This is a genomic window from Rathayibacter sp. VKM Ac-2803, assembly GCF_009807175.1.
Classification (GTDB): Bacteria; Actinomycetota; Actinomycetes; order Actinomycetales; family Microbacteriaceae; genus Rathayibacter.
The window spans coordinates 158,126-179,329 of sequence record NZ_WUCD01000001.1; the positions used below are offsets into that span (position 1 = coordinate 158,126).

Below are 21,204 nucleotides of genomic sequence, written 5' to 3' on the forward strand. Positions count from 1 at the left end.
CTCCGGCGCCCCGCCGCTCACTTCCCTCGTCCCTGCCCCGAACGACGCCACCTGGAGAAGACGCATGACCTACATCCCCTCCGCCGACCGCTACGACCGCATGACCTACCACCCCACCGGCCGCAGCGGTCTCAAGCTGCCCGCCCTCTCGCTCGGCCTCTGGCACAACTTCGGGGCCACGAAGCCCCTCGAGGGCCAGCGGGAGATCGTGCGGCGCGCGTTCGACCTCGGCATCACGCACTTCGACCTCGCCAACAACTACGGGCCGCCGTACGGCTCCGCCGAGTCGTCCTTCGGACGCGTCCTCGCCGAGGACCTGCGGCCGTACCGCGACGAGATCCTGATCTCGACCAAGGCCGGCTACGACATGTGGCCCGGCCCCTACGGAGACTTCGGCTCCCGGAAGTACCTGCTCTCCTCCCTCGACCAGAGCCTCGGGCGCCTCGGCGTCGAGTACGTCGACGTCTTCTACTCGCACCGTCCCGACCCGGAGACCCCGATCGAGGAGACCATGGGCGCGCTCGCGAGCGCGATCCAGCAGGGGAAGGCTCTGTACGCGGGAGTCTCGAACTACTCCCCGGAGCAGACCCTCCCCGCGCGCGACGCCCTGGCCGCGCACGGGGTGCCCCTCCTGATCCACCAGCCCCGCTACTCGATGCTCGACCGCCGGCCCGAGGAGTCGGGCCTGCTCGACCTCGTCGAGCGGGAGGGCGTCGGCGCCATCGTCTTCTCCCCCCTCGAGCAGGGGCTGCTCACCGACCGCTACCTCTCGGGCGACATCCCGCCGGACTCGCGCGCCGCGGTCGGGCACTTCCTGAAGCCCGGAGCGATCGAGGGCGACTACCACCGGATGATCACGCGCCTCAAGGACGTCGCCGACGGGCGCGGCCAGAGCATCGCCCAGCTCGCGCTGAGCTGGGTCCTGCGCTCGACGGCCGTCACCTCGGCGATCATCGGAGCGTCGAGCGTGCAGCAGCTCGAGCAGAACGTCGGCGCCCTCGACGCGGCTCCCCTCGAGGACGCGGACCTCGCGGCGATCGAGGAGGCTCTGCAGCACTGACGCCCGCGGCCCCGGGCCGGCCGAGGAGCAGGACGACCAGAGGATCCTCCAGGAGGACCGTGGTCGCCCTGCTGGGGAGCGACGCCGTCCGGCCGTACGGTCGAGGGGTGTCGAGAGCAGAGCAGACCTCCGGATCCATCACCATCGACTCGACGTCGGTCAGGCGCGACGGGCAGCCGTGGTTCCCCGTGATGGGCGAGTACCACTTCAGCCGCGACCGGTCCGAGCGCTGGCCGCACGAGCTCCGGAAGATCCGCGCCGGCGGGATCGATGTGGTCGCGACCTACGTGCTCTGGATGCTGCACGAGGAGACCCGCGGCGAGCGCCGCTTCGACGGCCACCTCGATCTGCGCCGATTCGTCGAGGAGGCGCGGCGCGCCGGCCTCTCGGTGATGCTCCGGATCGGGCCCTGGGCCCACGGCGAGGCGCGCCACGGCGGGTTCCCCGACTGGCTGCAGAGCCTGCCGATCCGGCACCGCACCAACGACCCCGCGTACCTCGACCTGGTCGAGGGCTGGTTCCGCGGCATCGCGCAGCAGCTGAGCGGCCTGTTCCGCGACTCCGACCACCCCTCGGCGCCGATCGTGGGCATCCAGGTCGACAACGAGCTCTACGACCAGCCCGAGCACCTCGCGCGCCTGCGCGACCTGGCCGAGGGCGTCGGCATGGCGGCCCCGCTCTGGGTCGCGACGGGCTGGGGAGGCGCGCAGCTGCCGCTGGACCGGGTCGCGCCGGTCTATGCGGGCTACTCGGACGGCTTCTGGGAGGAGGCGGACGTGGAGTGGCCCGCCTTCGGGCGGATGCACTTCGAGTACTCGACGGTGCGCGACGACCTGTCCGTCGGCGCCGACGTCCGCGGCGACTCGGCGCCGGTCGAGCCGGTCGCGGAGGACCACCGCTACCCGTTCCTGACCTGCGAGCTCGGCGGCGGCATGACGACCGCCTACCACCGCCGCCCGCTGGTCGACGGCGAGGACGTCGCCGCGCTCGCGCTGACCAAGCTGGGCAGCGGCTCGGCGTGGCAGGGCTACTACCTCTACCACGGCACCACCCAGGTCACGGGGGCGGGCGGCGCGGGCACCCAGGAGTCGCACGACAGCGACTACCCCAACGACATGCCGCGCAAGGACTACGACTTCTTCGCGCCGATCGGGGCGGCCGGGACGCTGCGCCCGCACTACCACCTGCTGCGGCGGCAGCACCTGTTCCTCGAGCGCTGGGGCGCCGAGCTGACCGGCCTGCCGGTGACGGTCGGCGATCCGGAGGAGACGGGCGTCCGCTGGGCGACGCGGGCGGACGCGCGCGGCGGCTACGTCTTCGTGACGAACCGCCAGCCGGCCGCCGCGCCGCTGCCGACGGCGGAGGGCGTGCGCCTCCCGGTCGCGATCGGCGACGACGTGACGCTGCTGCCCACGGAGCCTGTGGCCGTGCCGGCGGGCGCGTTCTTCGTCTGGCCCGTGCGGCGGCCCTTCGGCTCGGTGGCCGCCGTCTCGGCCACCGCGCAGCCGATCACCGAGATCGGCGACGGCGCGCAGACCGTCGTGGTCCTCGCGGCGACCGAGGGCATCCCGGTCGAGCTCGAGCTCGAGACGACCGCGGTCGTCGAGGGCGCCTCCCGCAGCACCGCGGGCGGGCGCTGGCGGCCCGACCGCGCGCCTGGGATCGACTGCGTCGTCACCGTCGGCGGCACCCGCTTCGTGATCCTCGACGACGCCTCCGCCTCCCGGCTCTGGCGCGTCGAGGTCGCCGGCGAGCCGGTGCTCGTGCTGTTCGAAGGCGGAGTGACGGTGGACGGGCAACGGATCGTGCTCGAGCGCTGGAGCGCCTGGGCGGAGGTCTCGATCCTGCGCGCGGCGGAGCTCGCCTTCGAGACCCTCGAGCTCCCCGCATACGACCCGATCCGCGAGCTGCCCGTCACGGTCGTCCGGGCCGACTCCTCCCCCGCTCCGGAGCGACGGGGCGGCTCGATGGGGCGCCTCTCGGCACCGCTGGACAGCGACTTCGAGGACGCGGCCGTCGTCGAGATCCCGATCGCGGATCTCGACCCGGACGCCGCGACGGTGCTGGTGCTCGAGTGGAGCGGCGACGTCGCGCGCCTCGAGATCGACGGCGTGCTCGTCGCCGACCAGTTCTGGTCGGGCCGGAGCTGGGAGATCGACCTGGCGCCCTGGCGCGAGGCCCTCGCCTCGTCGGTCGTGCGGGTGCGGATCCTGCCGTGGCGCGAGGACTCCGGCGTCTTCCTCGACGCCCGCGTCCGCGATCGGCGCGTCCCCGGCCGGGCGAGCATCGACTCCGCGCACCTGCTCACCGCCCCTCGCCACCGCCTCGACCTCGGCGGGCCGCCGCGCGCGTGAGCCTGGCAGGCTGGAGGGCATGAGCGCCTTCCCCGACCAGGACGCGGCGACCGCCTACGGGGCCGGTCTGCTGCGCGGCGAGCGGACTCGCCTCCGCCCCGCCACCGAGCACGACCTCGCCGCGATCGACGCCTGGTGGAACGACCCCGAGCAGGCCGTGCTGCAGCACACGACGGTGCTGCCGCGACCGGCCGGGGTCGCGGCGGAGGCGCTGCGCGGCTGGAGCGCGAACGCGACGGCCGGCGCGGTCGGCTTCGCGATCGTCGAGCTCGCCGACGAGTCGCTCGCCGGTCACGTGACGCTCTACGGAGGCGCCCTCCCGCAGCGCTGCGCGACCCTCGCGATCATCCTCGGGCCGCACGCGGTCGGCCGCGGACTCGGGCCGGACGCGGTGGCGACGACCGTCGACTACGGCTTCGGCGAGCTGGGTCTGCACCGGATCGAGCTCGGCACCGCGGCGTTCAACACCCGCGCGCGGGCCGCGTACCGGCGGGCGGGCTTCACCGAGGAGGGGCGGCGGCGGGAGGCGGTCTTCCACGCGGGCGCGTTCCACGACGAGGTGCTGATGTCGGTCCTCGCGCACGAGCGACGCGCATGAACGACGACGAGCTGCTGCTCCGGCTGCCCAAGACCGAGCTGCACTGCCACTTCGCGTCGACGATGTCCGCGGCGCACCTGATCACGGCGGCCGAGCGGTACGGCGTCGCCCTCCCCTCCACCGACCCCGCGACGCTGTTCGACTTCGCCGATCTGCGGGAGTTCCTGGTCGCCTTCCGCGCCGCGCACCGCGTGCTGCGGACCCCGGCCGATCTCGCGACCGTCGCCTACGACGGCGTGCGCTCGGCCGCCGCGCAGGGCCTGCGCTACCGGGAGTACGCGATCGATCCGCAGTACTTCGCGGACCGGCAATTCCTGGGCTGGAGCGGGCTCGGCTACGCGGAGCTGCTCGACCCGATCCTCGACGGGCTGCGCGCGGCCGAGACCGACCTGGGCGTCGGCTTCGGGATCGTCGTCGCCGTCAACCGCCGCGACTCGGCGGCGAGCGCCGTCGAGCTCGTCGAGCAGATCCGCGCGCACCCCCGCGGCGAGGTGCTCGCGCTCGGCATGGACGATCTGACGCCCGAGGGCACGGAGGATCCCGCGCGGTTCGCGGAGGCGTTCGCGCTCGCCCGCCGCTCGGGTCTGGCGCTGACGGCTCACGTCGGCGAGACCGACCGCTCCGAGCCCGACTCCGTCCGCATCGCCCTGGACGAACTGCGGGTCGACCGGATCGATCACGGCTACCGGATCCTCGACGACCCCGACCTCGTCGCGCGGGCCCGCGACTCCGGGATCGGCTTCACCACGACTCCGATCTCGACCACGATCTGCTCGGGCTGGACGCTCGACCCCTCGCACCGCATCGCCGCGATGGTGCGCGCGGGCCTGCGGGTGACGGTCTCGACCGACGACGCGGTGTTCTTCCGCACCGACATCGGGCGCGAGTACCGCGAGGCGCTGCCCGCGCTCGGGCTGAGCGTCGACGACGCCTGCACGATCGCGCTGAACGGCGTGGAGGCCGCGTTCTGCCCGCCGGAGCAGAAGGCGCGGCTGCGCGCGGAGTTCGAGGCGGCGATCGCTGAGCTGAGGTCGAAGGAGCCGCGCAACTAAGGCCGATACGGGCGAATACCCGAGTTCCGAGCGGATCCGCCCGCTCAGCCTTACTTCTGCGCCTCCGCCAGCCGCGCCAGCAGGTCGGCGTGCCCGCGCCGGCGCACCGCGTCGACGCCCGCGTCGTCCTCGATCGAGATCAGCAGGATCTCGAGCCCGCGCCACAGCGCGACGATCTCGCGCGCGGCGAGCTGCACCTCGTCGTCGGGCACCCCCGACTCGGCGAGCGCCCGGCGCAGCTCGGGCTGCAGGAACTCGTCGAACCGCGCGCGCATCTCCCGCCACTCCTCGGCCTGCTCGAACGCCGCGAGTCCGAAGACCTGGAAGAACAGGCGGAGGAAGGGGCGGTTCGCCGAGGAGGCGAGCGCCTCCCACGAGTGGTCCAGCCGCTCCCCCAGGGTCCGGTCGGCCACCAGCAGCTCGTCGGCAGCGCGCTGCATGTCCGGGAACCGGCGGGCCGCGACGACCATCGCCTCGGACAGCAGGGCGGCGCGCGAGCCGAAGTAGTAGAGCAGCATCCGGTTGTTCGAGTCGGCGGCCCGGGCGAGGCTGCGCAGGGAGACCGTCGCGACCCCGTTCTCGAGGACGTGGTCGACGATGCGCTCGAGGAGCTGCGTGCGCCTCGTCGGTTCGGTGGTCATGCTCCTCGTCCCCTCGGGCCTGCTGAGCCGGGCGCCAGCGTAACCGCTGCGCGGGGATTCGACGAACCTGGTGTATCCATGTCGGGTGAGGGCGGTCGAGAGCCTCCGCCGCATCGAGGACGGGACGACATGGGTCAGGCGCGCAGGAAGGTCACCCTCGAATCGGTGGCGGCGCACGCCGGAGTGTCGCTGAAGACCGCTTCCAACGCCGTCAACGGCACGGGCCGGATGGCCGAGGAGACGCGGACGCGGGTGCGCGCCTCGGTCGACGAGCTCGGCTACACGGTCAACGTCGCCGCGCGCAATCTGACCCGGGGCCGGACGGACGCGATCTCGCTGGCGGTGCCGACGCTGAAGGCGGTGTACCTGGCCGAGCTCGCGGAGGCGGTCATCGAGACCGCGCGCGACATGGACCTCGCCGTCTACGTGACCACCTACCCCGACGACGGCGGCGACGGCTCGCGGCGGCTGCTGCAGCGCTTCAACGCGCAGCTCACCGACGGCCTGCTGCTCTCGCTCTCGGAGCACGAGACCCTCGACCGCTCGGCCCTCGACGTCGCGTACCCGCTGGTCTGCCTGGGCACGCGGAGCACCTTCGACCTCGCCGACCGGGTGACGACCGACGACGTCGCCGACGCGCGGGCCGCCACCGCGCACCTGCTCGAGCGGGGCAGCACGTCGATCGCGGTGCTCGGGGCGCACGCGCCCTTCGACGCCCGAGTGATCGGCTCGGCCACGGAGGGGAACGCCGAGCTGCGGCTGCGCGGAGTCATCGAGGAGCTGGCGGCGGCGGGGCGGACGCTCGATCCCCGCCTGATCGGCGTCACCGGCTACGACTGGACGATCGGCTCGGGCTTCCGCGTCGCCCGCGATCTCGTCCAGGGCGGCGTCCGCTTCGACGGGCTGGTCTGCTTCAACGACGTCCTCGCCACGGGCGCGGTCTCGGCGCTGCGCGAGGGCGGGCTCCGCCTCCCGGAGGACGTGCAGGTGGTCGGCTTCGACAACATCGAGGAGTCGGCGTTCCTGACGCCGCCGCTCACCTCGATGGACTCGCGGATCGACTGGATCGCCCGCACCGCGCTCGAGCGGCTGGTCGCCCGCATCGATCGGGTCGACACCGCGCCGACAACGCTGTTCGCCCGCTCGCGGGTCATCGCGCGCGGCACGACGCGCTGAGGCGGGAAAGCCCTTCTTGCCAAGTCGGCGTCGCCGGGTCTAGATTCACCTCCGTGGTACAGCGCTGTATCACTGTGAACCTGCGATGACGGAGGATCTCCATGACTCGACCCACGACGGCGCCGAGGCGACTGCACGGCCTGATGGCCGCACTGCTCGCAGGACTGCTCGTGCTCGCCGGACAGACGGCGCCGGCAGCGGCCGCCGAGGTGCAGACCACCACGGTCGCCTTCTCGGACATGACCACCGTGCGCGGCACCGCCCTGAAGACCTTCTACGAGGGCGACTGGGCGAAGAACAGCACGCACACGTGGGCGACGGGCGGCGCCGCGTTCGAGATCCCCTTCACGGGAGAGACCGTCTCGCTCTCGGGACGCAAGGCCACGACCAACGGCACCGCCGACGTCTTCGTCGACGGCGTCAAGGTCGGCTCGGCCGACTACCGCGGCGCCCGGTCGACCACGACGGTGCCGATCTTCAGCCACACGGGCCTCGAGCCCGGCGACCACGTCCTCCGCGTGGTCACCGTCGGCTACATCAACCACGCCTCCGCCGAGTTCACGGCCACCGTGCCGGTCGACGAGCGCGCACGGCTCACCGCGGCGCTCGACCGGGTGAGCGCCGTCGGCGCCGACGACGTCACCGCCGACTCCTGGGCCGGCTTCTCGAGCGTCGTCGCCCGCGCGACCGCCGTGCGCGACGCCGCCGCCTCCACCGACGCCGAGCTGACCGCCGCCCTGGCCGAGCTCGAGGCGGCCGAGGACGCCCTGGTGCGGATCTCGGGCCTGCGCGAGATGCTCGACCAGTACCGGACCCGCGTCCCCTCCGCCTACACGGCCGCCTCGTGGGCGCCGTTCGCCGCGGCGACCGTGACCGCCGGAGAGGTCCTCGACGACCCGAGCGCCACCGCCGCGGCCGTGGTCGCCGCGAAGAACGGACTCCAGGCCACCGCCGCCGCGCTCGAGCCCCTGTCGAACGGCAGCCTCGAGACCATCGAGAACAACCGCTTCTGGCTCGACACCGCGGGCGACCCGATCTTCTCGCAGGGCGGCGGCATCTTCCGCTTCGGCGACCGCTACTACTGGTACGGCGTCGAGTACACGGGCTCGCAGCTCTACTACGACAACCCCACCCGCACCTACACGCGGGCCGGCGAGGTCGACTTCGTCGCGGTCACCGCCTACTCCTCCGACGACCTCGTGAACTGGACCTTCGAGAACGACGTCGCGACGAGGGACACCGCGCTGCACATCCCGACGTCGAAGGACGTCACCGGCAGCTACTTCTCGGACATGGAGACCCTCGCCGACGCCGTCTGGATCGGCCGCCTCGGCGTCGCCTACAACGAGAGCACCGGACGCTACGTGCTGCTCACGCAGTTCGAGAGCCCCGACCCCGCCCGGGTCAGCAACGCGGGAGTCCTCTTCCTCAGCGGCGACTCGCCCACCGCCGACTTCGAGTACGCGAACCTGCAGACGCACATCCCCGGCGTCTACGAGAACCCGAACAAGCCCGGCTGGAACCAGGGCACCGGCGACCAGACCGTCTTCACCGACGACGACGGCTCCGACTACCTCGTCTTCTCGTACCGCGACGGACGCAGCCGCACCTACGTCGGGAAGATCAGCGACGCCGACTCCCTGTCGGTCGAGACCGCCGTCGAGGTCTACCGCGGCGCGGGCCGCGAGGGCAACGCGATGTTCAAGCTGGACGGCCAGTACTACGTCGCCAGCTCCGACCTGCACGGCTGGAACACCTCGCAGACCTACCTCGTGCGCTCGCTCGAGGGGCGGATCCAGGGGCCCTACTCGAGCATGTACGTGCTCCCCGGCACCGAGAAGGACTACAGCCACGTCACCCAGAGCGGCTTCTTCCTCACCGTGCAGGGCACCGAGCAGGACACGGTGATCTACGCCGGCGACCGCTGGGCCGACTTCGCCTGGAACGGCCTCGGCTACAACCAGTGGGTGCCGCTCAGCGGGACGGGCGCCGACGTGCGCTTCAACTCCCTCAGCGAGTGGGAGCTGAACGCCCGCACCGGCGAGTGGGAGGTGGGAGCCGGCAACAACTGGATCCTGAACCCCGACTTCGCCGCCGACCGGATCGCCGTCAGCACGGTCACCGGCTGGACGCAGGTCACCGACCCGTCCTCCTCGACCACCGGCTTCGTCTCGAACCCCTCCCCCGGGGCGGACGGGTCGCGCTTCGCCCTCCGCCTCGGTGCGGCGCAGGCCTTCTCGGGCGGCGTGCAGCAGGGGAACGAGGTGCCGGCCGGCGTCTACGGCCTCTCGGCTCGGGTGGACAACCCGGGCGGGCTCTCGTCGGCGCGGATCGTCGTCACCGGGGCCGACGGGATCGAGCACGTCACCGACCTGCCCGCGACCAGCGGATGGGCCGACGTCACCTCGAGCGAGTTCGCCCTCCCGGCGGGCACGGCCCGGGTCGCGATCCTCGCGACCGGCGCCGGCGGTCGGAACGTCACCGTCGATGCGCTCGCGCTGCGTCAGCGGAGCGTCGACACCGCCGCGCTGAGCGCGCTCGTCGCCGACACGGCCGGGATCATTGCCGACAGCGTCACGGCCGACAGCTGGGCGCCCTTCGCCGCGGCCCGCGCGAACGCAGAGGCGGTGCTCGCCGGCCCCGCTCCTCAGGCCGCGGTCGACGAGGCCGTCTCGCGGCTGGAGGCGGCTCGCGCCGCGCTGGTCTCGGCGGTCCGCTCGATCGTCGTCGCTCCGTCGACGATCCTGGCGCCGGTGGGAGCGGCGTTCGATCCCGCATCGATCGTCGTCACCGCGACGCTCGCCGACGGCACGACGCGGGTCCTGGCCGCCGCCGACTACCAGGTCAGCGGGTTCGACACGAGGACCGCCGGAGGGAAGACGGCCACCGTGGCCGTCGTCCCCCGCCTCCTCGCCACCGGCAGTGCGGGAGTCCAGGCGCGTCTGGACGTGAGGGTCCTCGCCGCCTGGAGCGCCACCGCGGTCTACCAGAAGGGCGACAGCGTCCTCTTCACCGGCTCCGAGTGGCGCGCCTCCTGGTACTCGAAGAACCAGACCCCGGGCGACGTCAACGGACCCTGGCAGCAGATCACGACCGCGCCCGACGGCACCGCCGTCTGGACGGCCTCGCGGATCTTCGACACCGGCGAGATCGTCGTCCACCAGGGGAAGCGGTTCCAGGCCAAGTGGTGGACCCGCAACCAGGCGCCCGGCGATCCCTACGGCCCCTGGAAGCCGCTCGGCTGACCCGCCTTCCCGCTCGCGCCCGGTGACCGGGCGCGTCCCCGACCCATCCCCACCTGCACCCATCCACCCTGCAACCACAGAAGGAACAGATCACTTTGCGCACATTCACGAAGAAGGTCACGACAGCCGTGGCCATCGCCCTGCCCCTCACCCTCGCCCTGAGCGCCTGCGCGGCCGGCGGCGGTGGCTCGTCCTCCTCCGGAGGCGGAGAGGGAGACGGCGACCAGAAGCTCACCGTCTGGGCCTGGGACCCCACGTTCAACATCGCGGCGCTCGAAGAGGCCGAGAAGATCTACCAGAAGGACAACCCCGACTTCGAGCTCGACATCGTCGAGACGCCGTGGGACGACCTCCAGCCCAAGCTCACGACGCTCGCGCAGTCGCAGCAGTACGAGGAGCTGCCCGACATCTTCCTGATGCAGAACAACGCGTTCCAGAAGAACCTCGTCAACTACCCCGAGGTGTTCACCGAGGTGTCCGCCGACGCGGTCGACTTCTCGGAGTTCCCGGAAGCGGTCACCGCCTACTCGACGCTCGACGACGTCAACTACGGCGTGCCGTTCGACTCGGGCACCGCCGTCACGGCGCTGCGCACCGACGTCCTCGAGGCGGCCGGCTACACGATCGACGACTTCACCGACATCACCTGGGACGAGTTCATCACCAAGGGCAAGGACGTCCTGGCGAAGACCGGTTCGCCGCTGATGTCCGGTCAGGCCGGATCCTCCGACACGATCATGATGATGCTGCAGAGCGCCGGCGCCAGCCTCTTCGACGACGAGGGCAACCCCACCATCACCGACAACGACGCGCTGCTCGCGGCGATCGACGTCTACAAGGAGCTCGTCACGTCGGGCGTCTACGTCGAGGTCAACTCGTGGGACGAGTACCTCGGCACCTTCGTGAACGGCTCCGTCGGCGGCACGATGCAGGGCATCTGGATCGTCGGCTCCATCCAGACCGCCGAGGACCAGGCCGGCAAGTGGGCGATCACGAACGTGCCCTCGCTCGACGGCATCTCGGGCGCGACGAACTACACGGCCAGCGGCGGATCGTCGTGGGCGATCAGCTCGAACGCCGACACCGAGCTCGCGACCGACTTCCTCGCCGCGACCTTCGCCGGCTCCACCGAGCTCTACGACACGATCCTCCCCAAGTCGGGCGCCGTCGCGAACTGGCTCCCCGCCGGCTCCTCCGCGGCCTACGAGCAGCCGAACGAGTTCTTCGCCGGCCAGCCGATCTTCGCGGAGGTCGCCGAGTTCGGCGCCGAGGTGCCCAGCAACAACACCGGTGCGTACTACTACGAGGGTCGCGACGCCGTCAGCGCGGCGATCACGCAGATCATCGGAGGCGCCGACCCTGCCACGGCGCTCGAGGATGCGCAGGCCAACGTCGAGTTCGCGATGAGCTGACCGCGTCTCCGGGCCGGGGAGGCCGCCACCTCCCCGGCCCGGTCCCTCCTCTTCCCTCTCTCCGAGAATGCGAGTCGCCCGTGACCACCTCCGCCCCACCGCGTCCCAAGCCGCGCGTCCCCCCTCAGCGGCAGCGCGATCTGCACCGCGCGCCCCGGATGACCGGCGCGCGCCGGCGCAGCCTCACCGGCTGGGCCTTCCTCCTGCCCGCGTCGCTGCTGATCCTGCTGGTCAGCTTCCTGCCGATGGCGCAGGCGTTCCTGCTCTCCCTGCAGACCGGGCGCGGGGCGAACCTCTCGTTCGCCGAGCCGTTCTGGCTCAACTACGAGCGGCTGCTGCAGGACGAGATCTTCCTCCTGACGCTGCAGAACACCTTCGTCTACCTGCTCATCCAGGTGCCGGTGATGCTGGTCCTCGCACTGGTGCTGGCCAACCTGCTCAACAGCCGCACGCTGAAGTACAAGACCTTCTGGCGCACCGCGATCTTCCTGCCGTGCGCGGTCTCGCTGGTCGCCTACTCGCTCGTCTTCCGCACGCTCTTCGCCAACGACGGCTTCGTCAACGACGTGCTGACGGGCATCGGCATCCTCGACTCGCCCGTCAACTGGCTCGGCAACCCCGACACCGCGCGGTTCGTCATCATCCTGGGGCTGCTCTGGCGCTGGACCGGCTACAACATGGTCTTCTACCTGGCCGCCCTGCAGAACGTCGACTACTCGAGCATCGAGGCGGCGAAGATGGACGGCGCGAACGCGCTCCAGACCTTCTGGCACGTCACGATCCCGCAGCTCAAGCCGATCATCCTGCTCACGGCGATCATGTCGACCAACGGCACTCTGCAGCTCTTCGATGAATCGTGGGCCCTGACCAGGGGAGGCCCGGCGTACACGACGATGTCGATGTCGCACTACCTCTACGAGGTCTCGTTCCTGAAGAACCCGAACTTCGGCTACGCGTCCGCGCTGTCGTACGTGATCCTCATCCTCGTCGCGATCCTCGCGTTCGCCCAGCTGAAAGTCGGTGACAAGCGTGACTGATCCCGTCCGCACCCTGCCCGTGACCGATCCCGTCCTCGCCCTCCCCGAGACGGAGTCCCCCGACAACCGGCCGCCGACCGCACCGGTCCGCTCCGTCTCGGCCGTGGCTCGACTGCGAGGCCTGCCGAAGTACGTGTTCCTGGGGATCTTCGCCGTCTTCTCGATCTTCCCGCTGTACTTCATGGCCGTCTCGGCGACGAACACCAGCCAGGACGTGCTCGACTCCCGCCTCATCCCCGGCACCGCGCTGATCGACAACCTCGTGGGGCTGCTCGAGCTGCAGGACGTGGGCGCGGCGATGTGGAACTCGCTGACGGTGGCGGTGGGCACCACGGCGCTCGCGCTCATCGTCTGCTCGATCGCCGGCTACGGCTTCGAGGTCTTCCACTCGCGGGCGAAGGACTTCGTGATGGCGGTCCTCCTCATCGCCATCATGATCCCGTTCGCGGCGACCATGATCCCGCTCTTCCAGGTCTTCGCCGAGCTCGGGATGATCAACTCGCTGGCCGCGGTCGTCATCCCCGCCGTCTCGACGCCGTTCCTCATCCTGCTGTTCCGCCAGGCGTCGCGGTCGTTCCCGCACGAGATCATCGAGGCCGCGCGGATCGACGGAGTGAGCGAGCTGGGCATCTTCGCGAAGATCTACCTGCCGTCGATGAAGTCGACCTACGCGGCGGCCGCGGTCATCACGTTCATGACCGCGTGGAACAACTTCCTCTGGCCCAAGGTGATCCTGGTGAACAACGACTTCCAGACCATGCCGATGCTGATCTCGAACCTCAGCGCCGGCTACGTGGTCGACTACGGCATCCTCATGCTCGCCGTGTTCCTGGCCTCGGTGCCCACCGTGATCGTCTTCATGATCCTGCAGCGCTCGTTCGCCGAGGGCATCACCGGAGCGATCAAGTGAGCCTCGCGCAGGTCCCGGAGCAGGGCTCGGCACGCGGCTCCGGATTCGACCCCGCGCGCCTGTCCGACCCCGGCTTCTTCGCCGAGAACCGCCGGCCCGCCCACTCCGACCACCGCTGGTTCCGCTCCGAGGCGGAGGCCCGGAGCGGCGTCAGCTCGTTCGAGCAGTCGCTGAACGGGCTGTGGCGGATCCACTACGCGACCGATCCCTCCGGCACGATCCCCGGCTTCGAGCAGCCGGGGTTCGACGCGAGCGACTGGGACCTGATCCCCGTGCCCGCGCACATCCAGCTGCACGGCTACGACCGCCCGCAGTACGTGAACACGCAGTACCCGTGGGACGGGCGGGAGGCGATCGGGCCCGGGCAGGCCCCCGAGCGCTTCAACCCGGTCGCGTCCTACCTGACGGTGTTCGAGCTCGACGCACCCGTCGCGCCCGGCGAGCGGATCGCGCTCGACGTGCGCGGCGCCGAGAGCGCCATCGCGCTGTGGCTGAACGGCACGTACCTCGGCTTCTCGGCCGACAGCTTCTCGCCCGCCGAGTTCGACCTGACCGACGCCCTCGTGCCCGGCCGCAACACGCTGGCCGCGCAGGTGGTCAAGTGGTCGAGCGGCTCGTGGCTCGAGGACCAGGACTTCTTCCGCTTCTCGGGGATCTTCCGCGACGTGGTGCTGCTGCGCCGACCGCGGGTGCACGTCGAGGACCTCCGCGTCACCACCGTCGTCGAGGAGGGCTCCGCCGAGATCGTCGTCGAGCTGCGCCTCGACGGCGACGGCTCGGCGAGCATCGAGCTCGAGGGGGTCGGCGAGCTGCGCCGCGACGGCGACGGGCTGCACAGCATCCGTCTCGACGCGCCGCGCCTCTGGAGCCCGGAGGACCCCTACCTGCACCGGCTCGTCGTGCGCGTGCAGGACGCCGACGGCGAGATCACCGAGGTGATCCCGCAGGCGGTCGGACTCCGCCGCTTCGCGATCGAGGAGGGAGTGCTGCGCCTGAACGGCCGTCGCGTCGTCTTCTTCGGCGTGAACCGGCACGAGTTCGGCCTCGAGGGCCGCGTCGTCACCCGCGAGCAGACGGAGGAGGATCTGCGGATCCTCAAGCGGACGGGCGTGAACGCCATCCGCACCAGCCACTACCCCAACAACTCGTTCTTCTACGAGCTCGCCGACGAGTACGGCTTCCTCGTGATCGACGAGATGAACCTCGAGACGCACGGGCTGTGGGACCGCGTCCGCTACCTCGGCGCCCCCGTCGCGGAGGCGGTGCCCGGCGACGACGGCCGCTGGATCCCCGCGCTGCGCGACCGCGCGCGGAGCCTCGTCGAGCGCGACAAGAACCACCCGAGCGTGGTGATGTGGTCGCTCGGCAACGAGTCGTTCGGCGGCAGCGTCCTGCGCGATCTCTCGGACTGGTTCCGCGAGGTCGACGACCGGCCCGTGCACTACGAGGGCGTGCACTGGGACTCCCGCTACCCCGACACGACCGACGTCGTCAGCCAGATGTACACCTCGGCCGCCGAGGTCGAGGGCTACCTCGCCGAGCACCGCGACAAGCCGCTCATCCTCTGCGAGTACGCGCACGCGATGGGCAACTCGTTCGGCGCGGTCGACCGCTACCTCGACCTGGCGTACCGCGAGCCGCTGTTCCAGGGCGGGTTCATCTGGGACTTCGCCGACCAGGCGATCCCGATGGTCGACCGGCACGGGCGGTCCTACCTCGGCTACGGCGGCGACAGCGGAGAGGCGCCGCACGACGGCGACTTCAGCGGCAACGGGATCCTCTTCGCCGATCGCACTCCTACGCCCAAGCTGCAGGAGGTGGCGCACCTCTACCAGCCGTTCCGCGTCGAGGTGTCGGCCGACGGGATCGTGATCGAGAACCGGCTGCTGTCGACCCCGTCCTCCGAGTACGACGCCGTCGTCACCCTGCGGCGGGAGGGCAGGGAGCTCGCCGTCCGGCCGCTCGAGACGGCGGTCGCTCCCGGATCGACGGAGCGCTGCGCGACTCCGGTGCCCGTGCCGGAGCTGCCGGGCGAGTACACCGTCGACGTCGAGCTGCGGCTCGCGGTCGGGACCCGCTGGGCCGAGCCCGGTCACGTCGTCGCCCGTGGTCAGCACGTCCTCCGGGTGGCGGGCCGACCGTCCGTCGCCAGGGCGCCGCTCCCCGAGATCATCGACGGCACGCACAACGTGGGCGTGCGGGGCGAGGGCTTCAGCGTCCTCTTCTCGCGCCTGCACGGCGGTCTGATGTCGTACCGGTGGGGCGGAGGCGCCGAGGGCGGGCGGGAGATGCTCACGTCCATCCCGATGCCGTCGTTCTGGCACGCCCCGACGTCGAACGAGCGGGGCTGGGGCGGGCCGTTCGAGGACGGCCAGTGGCTGCTGGCGAGCCGCTACGCGCGGGTCGCCGGCGACGCGCTGCGGACCGCGCGCGTCTCCTCCGACGACACCGCCGTCACCGTCGGCTTCACCTACGAGCTGCCGACCACCCCGCGCACGACCTGCGACGTCGACTACCGGGTGACCGGCGACGGGCGGATCGAGGTCACGGTCGCGATGGACGTCCCCGACGCCCTGCCCGACCTGCCCGAGTTCGGCATGCAGCTCACCACGACTGCCGACGCCCACCGGCTCCGCTGGTACGGCGACGGACCCGACGAGTGCTACTCCGACCGTCGGCTCGGGGCGCGCCTCGACGTCTGGCAGAGCGAGGTCGCGCGCGAGCTGCCTCCGTACCTCAAGCCTCAGGAGTCGGGCAGCCGCACGGGAGTGCGCTGGGCCGAGGTCACCGACGACGACGGCTGGGGGCTGCGCCTCGACAGCGATGACGGGATGGAGTTCTCGGCACTGCCGTGGACGCCGTACGAGATCGAGAACGCGCAGCACCCGAACGAGCTGCCGCCGGTGCAGCGGACGGTCCTCCGTCCGGCGCTCCGGCGGCGCGGAGTCGCCGGGGACGACTCCTGGGGCGCGCGGCCGCATCCGGAGTACCTGGTGCGGCCGCGCGACGGGCGGCTCGTCTTCCGCTTCGGGCTGGCGGGAGTGACGGGCCGCTGATCAGCCGGGACGCGAGCTGCCCGTCAGCTCGCGTCCCGCAGCTCGCGGAAGCCGGAGCGGTGGTAGACGAGCGGCTCGACGGCGGGATCGACCTCGAGCGAGTGCACCCGGAGCAGGACGACGCGGTGATCGCCCGCCGGCGTCTCGGCGTGCACCGAGCACTCGAAGCGGAGCGACGACCCGCCGAGGAGGACGGCTCCGCCCTCGCGCTCCTCCTGGGCGAGGCCGTCGAACCGGCTGTGGCGCGTGCGGGAGGCGAGGCGGTGGGTCGCCGCAGCCTGCGACGCCGACAGCATCGAGACGCCCACGCGGGCGGAGGTGCGCAGGAGCGGCCAGGTCGTGGACGCCTCCCGGACCGCGAACATCACCAGCGGCGGGTCGAAGGAGGCGCCGACGCTCAGCGAGGTGGCGATCATGCCCTCGGGGGCGCCGTCGACCATCGCGGCGACCGCGGCGACGGCGGAGGGGACGTGCGCGAGGGCGTCCTCGATGCGGGTGAGGGCGAGTGTGGTCATGGGGCGCCGTTCGTCGGAGTGTCGTTCAGGGAGGGGGACTCGGAAGGACGGCTCCGTCCTGTCTGGCTTTCTGGGCTATCGTGAACCACATGGTTCACCGCTGTCAAGGTGCGGGGGCCCTCAGCGGCCCGCCCGGGCCGGGAACGGACTGCAGCAGCGCATGAAGAAGATCGTCCTCGGAGTGTTCGAAGCGGGCACCGCCCACGTCGGCGGCACGATCAGCTGGTCGCACCCGCGCAGCCGCGACGGCGGGGACTTCCGCGACATCGGCTACTGGGTGCGGATGGCGCAGGTGCTCGAGGCCGCCGACTTCGACTTCCTCTTCTTCGCGGGCGGATCATTCGGCTACTCCTCGCGCCGCGGCGAGCTCTCGGACGTGCTGGTGAAGGCCGGCATGACCTTCTCGCTCGACGGCGCCTACCTGATCCCCGCGCTGGCGGTCGGCACCGAGCGGCTCAACTTCGTCGTCACCTCGACGACCGGGGCCGACCACCCGCTGCACGCCGTCCGCAAGTTCTCGACCCTCGACCACGTGACGAACGGGCGGATCGGCTGGAACATCGTCACCGGCGCCTCCCAGAACACGATGGCCGCCATGCTCGGGCAGCAGGCCATGGTGCCGCACGACGAGCGCTACCGCGCCGCGCAGGAGTACGTCGACGTCGCCTTCTCGTTCTGGGAGGGCGGCAACGACGACGACGCGATCGTGCTCGACCACGAGGCGAACGTGTTCGCCGACCCCGAGAGGATCCACCCGGTCGCGTACGAGGGCGAGTTCTACCGCTCGCACGGGTACCACACGCTGCCGCCGTCGCCGCAGCGCTCGCCGCTGCTGTTCCAGGCGGGCACCTCGCCCGTCGGCCGGGCCTTCGCGGCGAAGAACGCCGAGTGCGTGTTCGTGCAGGGCTCGACGTACGCGAAGGTCGCCTCGGACATCGCCGACATCCGCCGCCGAGCCGACGAGAACGGGCGCGACGGCTCCGCGATCAAGGTCATGGTCGGAGTGACGATCGTGGTCGGCGAGACCTCGGAGGAAGCGGCCCGCCTCCGCGCCGAGTTCGACACCCTTCAGAGCGACGAGCTGGCCGCGCACTACTACGCCGGCAACACGGGCGTCGACCTGCTCGAGTACGACCTCGACCGCACGCTCGCCGAGCAGCTCGTGCTCGACGACCAGGCAGGCCAGATGGGCACGAGCAACATCGAGCGCTTCCTGACCCGGCCCGACGGGACGGCGCCCACCGTCCGCGAGATCCTCGACGAGCTCAAGGGCAAGGGCACCCGCGGCTTCGCGATCACGGGCGACCCGGTCGAGGTCGCCGACGAGCTCGAGCGGATGATGGACGAGACAGACCTCGACGGCATCATGCTCGAGGCCGTCTTCGGCATCGCCTCTCTCGAGGACTTCATCGCCCTCGTGCAGCCCGAGCTGCGCCGCCGCGGCCGCCTCGACCCGCCGTCGACCGGCAGCACGTTCCGCGAGCGCATGCTCGGCGGCGGCCCGCACATCGCCCCCGAGCACCACGCGGCGACGTTCCGCCGCCCTCGCGCCGACTGATCGGCTCCTGCCCGCCGCCTGCTGCCCCCTCCTCGCTGATCGAGTAGCCCGCGCAGCGGGCGTATCGAGATCCACCACCATCGACAGGTCCGGTCTGCAGGCCTCGCCTGCTGGCGGACGGTGGTCTCGATACGGCACCTGCAGCGGCTACTCGACCAGCCAGCGCCGACCCTGCCCCCCCCCCCTGCATGCTGATCGAGTAGCCCGCGCAGCGGGCGTATCGAGATCCACCTTCATCAACACGTCCGGCCTGCACGCCTCGCCTACTGACGGACGGGGGTCTCGATACGCCACCTGCGGCGGCTACTCGACCAGCAGGCGGGCGGCCGGACGAACGGCGGCGATGCCGCAACAGGCACCACGGCGTCCGCCTTCTCCCCAGAACCGGAGACGACACCGGCAACCTCCGGCTGCGACCGCAACGCTCGTCTTCATGGCCTTCGTCTACATCCTCCGCTGCAGCGACGGCAGCTACTACGTCGGCAGCACACGCTCGCTCCACCGACGCGTCGACGCGCACATGATGGGCAAGGGCGCCGAGTACACGAGCAGACGTCTGCCGGTCACCCTGCTCTGGCACCAGGAGTTCGAGAGCATCGCCGAGGCCTTCTGGTGGGAGAAGCGCATCCAGAACTGGAGCCGCGCGAAGCGCGAAGCCCTCATGCGCGGCGACTACACGGCCCTCCGCCGCGCCTCGAAGAAGACCTTCCCGAAGCCTGAGGACACGCCCTCGCCCCCGGCCCGCTGAACGAGGTGGGTCTCGATACGCCGCCTGCGGCGGCTACTCGACCAGCGGGCTGGCGGCTGCGGCCACTTCTACCTCTCCATCGAGACGCGAAGCGGCTTCGTCGAGTGGACCCGCGTCAGCTCACGCGGACGAGGGTGCGCTGCCAGCCGCTCGAGCCGTTCGGGGCGATGGGGGCGCGGTCCTCGATCTGCAGGGTGCCGTTCGCGTCGGTGGCCCGGACGGCGACGTAGTGCGATCCGCTCTCGGCCTCCCAGTCGACGTACCACTGCACCCAGGTGTCGAGGTTCACGGGAGTCGACAGGGTCGCGGCCTGCCAGTCGCCGTCGTCGATGCTGACCTCGACCTTGTCGATGCCGATCGACTGCGCCCAGGCCATGCCCGCGATCTTGGTCGGGCCGGCGGGGATCGCGGCGTCGATGCGCGGGGTGTCGATGCGCGACGACATCTTGATCGGGGCCTCGGCGGAGTAGCCGCGCGGGGTCCAGTAGGCCTCGTCGGCCGCGAAGGTGGTGACCTTCAGCTCGGTCAGCCACTTGGTGGCCGAGACGTAGCCGTAGAGGCCGGGCACGACCATCCGCACCGGGAACCCGTGCTCGAGGGGCAGCGGCTCGCCGTTCATGCCGACGGCGAGGATCGCGTCGAGACCGTCGTCGGTCAGCGCACCGAGCGGGGTGCTGGCGGTGTAGCCGTCGGCGCTGGTCGAGAGCACCATGTCGGCGCCGCCCTGCACGCCGGCCATCGCGAGCACGTCGCGGATCGGGACTCCGAGCCACTTCGCATTGCCGACGAGACCGCCGCCGACCTCGTTCGAGACGCAGGTGAGGGTGACGCCGTACTCGTCGAGGCCCATGTCGAGCAGCTGCTGGAAGGTGAGCGTCACCTCCTGGTCGACCATCCCCGAGACCTTCAGGGTCCAGGTCGACGGGTCGACGGTGGGGACCGTCAGCGCGGTGTCGACGCGGTAGAAATCGGCGTTGGGCGTGTAGAGCGGCGAGAGTCCGTCGATGCCGAGGTCGGCGCCGGCGGGCACCGTGACAGTGGTGCGGGGGCTCGGGAGGCGCAGCGCCTCGCGGACGCTCGCCAGCGACGAGGTCGCGGCGTTCACCAGGCGGGCTCCGGTGCCGACCACGGCCGCGCCGACAGCGGCGATCAGGGTGATGCGGAGGAAGCCGCGGCGCTCGAGGCCGCGAGCCTCGGAGGCTGTTCCCCTCGCCTCCGAGGCCCGTTCAGCGCGCCAGCGGCGCAGCCGGGAGAAGATCAGGTGCATCACGACGACGGCCACGACGAGCCCGACCAGGGTGGGCACGGCCGAGAGCGCGCCGGCCCCGGCGCGGGTGACGATCGCGGCGATCGAGAGGCCGCCCGCGACGACCAGCAGGATCTGACCGAGCGGCGGGCGGATCAGCTGCAGCACTCCGGCGACGGCGGCGGCCACCAGCACGGCGACGCCGACGCCGATCAGCAGGAAGACCTTGTCGTTCTCACCGAAGGTCGTGATCGCGAACTCCTTGAGGGGGCGCGGCACGATGTCGATGACGAAGGAGCCGAGCGCGAGCACGGGGCTCGCGGTCCGCGCGACGAGGAGGGCGACGAGCTCGGCGACCGCGAGCAGGACTCCGGCGACGACGATGCCGGCGAAGGCGGCGAGCGCGAGGAAGCGCCACTGGTGGACGCGCGCGGCTCCTGCTGTCTGTTTCATGGGAGTCATGATTCGCTCTTGACCTGCCCGTTCGCAGGGTGCTGGTGGTTTGGTCCGCACCGACGACATTCGGTAACGGTTCGGTAACGACGGCGGCCGCCGGAGGAGCTCCCCCCGGCGGCCGCCGTCGGTCCGGTCGCGGG

At 71.4% G+C, this 21,204-nt stretch carries 15 protein-coding genes; 12 read left to right on the forward strand and 3 right to left on the reverse strand.

The genetic code is table 11. From position 1 onward, the window contains the following. Positions 1-64: 64 nt before the first annotated feature. The 4 genes from GRS96_RS00725 to add all read left to right on the forward strand — a co-directional run bounded on the left by GRS96_RS00725 (position 65) and on the right by add (position 5,064). Positions 65-1,060: an aldo/keto reductase gene (locus tag GRS96_RS00725; RefSeq protein WP_159987445.1), complete on the forward strand. Its 996-nt coding sequence runs from the start codon at positions 65-67 to the stop codon at positions 1,058-1,060. Between the two features lie 107 nt (positions 1,061-1,167). Further along, positions 1,168-3,414, forward strand: coding sequence for a beta-galactosidase (locus GRS96_RS00730; protein ID WP_159987446.1), 2,247 nt, complete (start codon positions 1,168-1,170; stop codon positions 3,412-3,414). Positions 3,415-3,433: 19 nt separating this feature from the next. After that, positions 3,434-4,012, forward strand: a complete 579-nt coding sequence (locus GRS96_RS00735; protein ID WP_159855454.1) for a GNAT family N-acetyltransferase — start codon at positions 3,434-3,436, stop codon at positions 4,010-4,012. Next, complete coding sequence (gene add, locus GRS96_RS00740) at positions 4,009-5,064, forward strand: adenosine deaminase (RefSeq protein WP_159987447.1); 1,056 nt, start codon at positions 4,009-4,011, stop codon at positions 5,062-5,064. The genes GRS96_RS00735 and add overlap by 4 nt, the downstream gene beginning before the upstream one ends. A gap of 50 nt (positions 5,065-5,114) precedes the next feature. Here add and GRS96_RS00745 read toward each other — a convergent pair whose 3' ends face one another. Further along, positions 5,115-5,705 (reverse strand): hypothetical protein, encoded by a 591-nt coding sequence (locus GRS96_RS00745; protein ID WP_159987448.1) that lies wholly within the window; start codon positions 5,703-5,705, stop codon positions 5,115-5,117. Positions 5,706-5,834: 129 nt separating this feature from the next. On the opposite strand from GRS96_RS00745, the gene GRS96_RS00750 reads away from it, so the two are divergent. From GRS96_RS00750 to GRS96_RS00775, 6 genes are all read left to right on the forward strand, one after another. Then, positions 5,835-6,881, forward strand: a complete 1,047-nt coding sequence (locus GRS96_RS00750) for a LacI family DNA-binding transcriptional regulator (protein WP_159987449.1) — start codon at positions 5,835-5,837, stop codon at positions 6,879-6,881. Positions 6,882-6,982: 101 nt separating this feature from the next. Beyond that, positions 6,983-10,126: a carbohydrate-binding protein gene (locus tag GRS96_RS00755; protein ID WP_159987450.1), complete on the forward strand. Its 3,144-nt coding sequence runs from the start codon at positions 6,983-6,985 to the stop codon at positions 10,124-10,126. A gap of 95 nt (positions 10,127-10,221) precedes the next feature. Further along, the gene (locus GRS96_RS00760) at positions 10,222-11,538 is read left to right on the forward strand and encodes an ABC transporter substrate-binding protein (RefSeq protein ID WP_159855444.1); all 1,317 of its coding nucleotides are present in this window, start codon (positions 10,222-10,224) and stop codon (positions 11,536-11,538) included. Between the two features lie 80 nt (positions 11,539-11,618). Further along, positions 11,619-12,575: a carbohydrate ABC transporter permease gene (locus GRS96_RS00765; RefSeq protein ID WP_236553532.1), complete on the forward strand. Its 957-nt coding sequence runs from the start codon at positions 11,619-11,621 to the stop codon at positions 12,573-12,575. After that, entirely contained in the window at positions 12,568-13,485 is a 918-nt protein-coding gene (locus GRS96_RS00770) for a carbohydrate ABC transporter permease (protein ID WP_235021895.1), read from the forward strand. The genes GRS96_RS00765 and GRS96_RS00770 overlap by 8 nt, the downstream gene beginning before the upstream one ends. Then, a complete protein-coding gene (locus GRS96_RS00775; RefSeq protein WP_159987451.1) occupies positions 13,482-16,541 on the forward strand; it encodes a glycoside hydrolase family 2 TIM barrel-domain containing protein in 3,060 nt (1,019 codons plus the stop codon). The genes GRS96_RS00770 and GRS96_RS00775 overlap by 4 nt, the downstream gene beginning before the upstream one ends. 23 nt (positions 16,542-16,564) lie before the next feature. Here GRS96_RS00775 and GRS96_RS00780 read toward each other — a convergent pair whose 3' ends face one another. Beyond that, on the reverse strand, positions 16,565-17,056 hold the full coding sequence (locus GRS96_RS00780) for a flavin reductase family protein (protein WP_159855440.1): 492 nt from the start codon (positions 17,054-17,056) through the stop codon (positions 16,565-16,567). A gap of 160 nt (positions 17,057-17,216) precedes the next feature. Here GRS96_RS00780 and GRS96_RS00785 point away from each other — a divergent pair, with 160 nt between their 5' ends. Together GRS96_RS00785 and GRS96_RS00790 are read left to right on the forward strand one after the other, a co-directional pair. Then, the gene (locus tag GRS96_RS00785) at positions 17,217-18,614 is read left to right on the forward strand and encodes an NtaA/DmoA family FMN-dependent monooxygenase (RefSeq protein ID WP_159855438.1); all 1,398 of its coding nucleotides are present in this window, start codon (positions 17,217-17,219) and stop codon (positions 18,612-18,614) included. Between the two features lie 433 nt (positions 18,615-19,047). Further along, the gene (locus GRS96_RS00790; RefSeq protein ID WP_159855436.1) at positions 19,048-19,362 is read left to right on the forward strand and encodes a GIY-YIG nuclease family protein; all 315 of its coding nucleotides are present in this window, start codon (positions 19,048-19,050) and stop codon (positions 19,360-19,362) included. A 115-nt stretch (positions 19,363-19,477) separates the two neighbouring features. Here GRS96_RS00790 and GRS96_RS00795 read toward each other — a convergent pair whose 3' ends face one another. Beyond that, the gene (locus tag GRS96_RS00795; protein ID WP_235021894.1) at positions 19,478-21,061 is read right to left on the reverse strand and encodes a molybdopterin-dependent oxidoreductase; all 1,584 of its coding nucleotides are present in this window, start codon (positions 21,059-21,061) and stop codon (positions 19,478-19,480) included. Positions 21,062-21,204: the final 143 nt, after the last annotated feature.